This is a genomic window from Neisseria sp. P0021.S005 (assembly GCF_051956955.1).
The window spans coordinates 1-2,249 of sequence record NZ_JBQCWY010000497.1 but is presented as its reverse complement, the minus strand read 5'-3'; the positions used below and the strand labels follow the sequence as shown (position 1 = coordinate 2,249).

General features: G+C 49.2%; 2 protein-coding genes. Both read right to left on the bottom strand.

Translation table 11 applies throughout. The features are described from left to right. Positions 1-555: S41 family peptidase (locus tag ACTHUE_RS16060; RefSeq protein ID WP_440423979.1), on the bottom strand; the 555-nt coding region annotated here is incomplete at its 3' end. Positions 556-770: 215 nt separating this feature from the next. Beyond that, positions 771-2,249 (bottom strand): peptidoglycan DD-metalloendopeptidase family protein (locus ACTHUE_RS16055; protein WP_440423978.1); only part of this gene is annotated, 1,479 nt, incomplete at its 5' end.

Genomic DNA, 2,249 nt, shown 5'->3' with positions numbered 1-2,249 from the left:
GTTGACGACGATGGGTTTGTCGGCATTTTTGCGTGAAAGGGTCAGGGTAATTTTGGTACCCGGTTTGCCGCGCATTTTTTTGACGGCTTCGCTGACGGTCAGGCCGCGCGTAGAGGTATTGTCGATTTTGACGATGAAGTCGCCGCTTTTTACGCCGGCACGTTCTGCCGGCGTGTCTTCAATCGGGGCAACGACTTTGACGAAGCCGTCTTCTTGTCCGATTTCCATGCCCAGGCCGCCGAATTCGCCGCTGGTGGATTCTTTCATTTCGGCATAGCCTTTTTTGTCCATATACTCGGAATGCGGATCGAGGTCGGACACCATGCCTTTCATTGCGCCTTCAAAAAGCTCGGCATCGGGTTTGTCTTGGTAATAGTTGGCTTTGATTTGGCCGTACACTTCTGCCATGGTGCGGATGGTTTGCACGGGAAGGGCCTCGTTGTCTTTTTTGTCTTTTTCGGCGGCAAAACTTTGTACACTCAGACTGAGGGCGATGCCGCTAAATGCGCCGAGAGTGTAGATTGCAACTTTTTTCAAAGTGGATTTTGTTGACATTCGTTTGACTTTCTTTTTGTGTACGGTAAGCAAAGTGTTTTTTGTTTTCTCTGAACCCGTTGACTTTATGTGATTTAAACGCTTGGAACAATAAGTTTAAGGTAAAAGTTTGTTGTTTAATGTGCTGAACAGGCGTGAAAATCGTGTTTTATTGTGGTTTATGATGAAAATTCAGACGGCCTGAAGGGGAGAGCTCACTCAGGCCGTCTGAAACATCAGTTAATCCATGAAAGCGGATTCATGACTTGTCCGTTGTAGCGGACTTCAAGGTAAAGGCCGGTTTCGCCCGACGGCAAAGTGCCGCTGGTGCCAATCTTGCTACCGGCATTGACGGCATAGTTTTGGGCGATGTCGATTTCGTTCAGACCGGAGTAAATGCTGACATAGCCGTCGCCGTGGTCGAGGACGACCACTTTACCGTAGCCTTCAATCTCGCCGGCAAAAGTAACCGTGCCTGAGGCAATGCTGCTGACCGGAGCAGGAACGGTATTGTAGAACACGCCTTTCCAAACTTCGCCATCGCCGCGGTCTTGACCGAACAGGCCTGCCAGTGTGCCGTTGACCGGTTTTTTCAGACGGCCTTGCATACGGCTGAAGCTGTTGGCGTTGCTGACGGTAAAGCCTTGGGTGTTCGGGGCTTGCAGTTTCATGTCTTCGTCAGTTAGCGTGGACATGGCGGCGCGTTCGGCTTCGGCTTTTTGCTGGGCGGCAGCCTGCTCTTTGCGGGCTTTTTCGGCAGCGGCCAAGCGGGCTTCGGCGGCTTTTTTACGTGCTTCGGCTTCGGCTTTGCGTTGCTCGGCTTTGCGTTTTTCCAAATCTTTCAAGAGGTTGTTGAGGCGTTGCTCGTTTTCTCTGTGGTTGATTTTCTTTTGCGCTTCTTTGGCTATTTGCGCGTTTTGACGGCGGCTTTCGGCTTGTTCGGCGGTATTGGTTACGCCTTGTTGACGCAATGAAGCCTGAATATTGGCTTGCAGTTTTTTCAGGTAAGCCAATTCATTGTTGATTTTTTGCTCTTGCGCCGCCAGCTCTTTTTGTTGTTTTTCCAAGTCTCTCATAACTTGGTCGTTGGCGTTGTTGATATAACGCGTGTAACGCAGGAAGCGGGTTTTTTGGCCGGCATCGGCGTTTTTCAGGAAGAGGGCGACCGCGTTGGGCTGGCTGTTTTTATAGTTGCCGGACACAAAACGCGAAATTTGGGCGCGAGTGTTGGAAACTTCGGCTTTTAACTGGTTGGCATCGGCATTGAGTTTTTGGAATTTTTCCCATGCGTCGCGTTGTTTGCGGTTGATGCCGGAGAGGTTGTTGCGTGTTTGTTGCAGCTGTTTGAGCGTGGCATTGACATGGATAATGAAACCCTCGTTGCGTTTGGCAAAGGATTTTTTGGTTTCCATATCGTTGGCGGCGGCAGTTACGGCTGCTTTGAAATCGTTGTCGGCTGAAGAAGTGGCTTTAGGCTCAACTTTAGGCTCGGCTTTTTTGTTTTGCTCTTTGGCTTTTGTGTCTTTTTTGTCGTCAACAGCTTTTTTTGCAGGCTCTTTAGCTTCGGCCTTTTTGTCTTCGGCTGCTTTTTTTACTGGCTCTTTGGTTTTTTTGCCGTCTTTTTTATCCTCGGCCACTTTTTTAGCAGGTTCTTTGGCTTTAGTTTCCTTAGGTTCTTCTTTTTTTACGGGTTCTTTGGCTTTGCTGTCTTTTTT